The sequence below is a fragment of the Vibrio sp. 10N.261.52.C2 genome (assembly GCF_041471425.1).
Classification (GTDB): Bacteria; Pseudomonadota; Gammaproteobacteria; order Enterobacterales; family Vibrionaceae; genus Vibrio; species Vibrio crassostreae_C.
Genome location: NZ_JBFROH010000060.1, coordinates 62,377 through 62,676 on the forward strand (window position 1 = coordinate 62,377; position 300 = coordinate 62,676).

At 55.3% G+C, this 300-nt stretch carries 1 protein-coding gene; it reads left to right on the forward strand.

Features of this window, described 5'->3' with window-relative positions:
• Nucleotides 1-18 precede the first annotated feature (18 nt).
• Nucleotides 19-300, forward strand: a 282-nt coding sequence (locus AB4307_RS20020; protein ID WP_524540951.1) for a cadherin-like domain-containing protein, incomplete at its 3' end; no start/stop codon positions are given.

The following is a 300-nucleotide window of genomic DNA, read 5'->3' on the forward strand; positions in this document are numbered from 1 at the left end:
AACTTGACGGTGACGCCAGTGAATGATGCGCCGGAGCTGACAGGCGATCTGTTGGGTGAAATGGATGAAGCAGGCAGCTACACGATCACGGCGGCAGATCTTGGCTATACGGACGTTGACGATACGGACACAGGCGTGAGCTTCACGGTCAGCAACGAGAGTAACGGCACAATCTTAGTGAACGGCGTCGCGTCGAGCAGCTTTACGGTGGCGCAGTTGGCGGCGGGTAAAGTGACGTTTAAACATGACGGCAGCGAAACCACGTCGGCGTCTTTCGATATTAACGTTGAAGACGGCAAC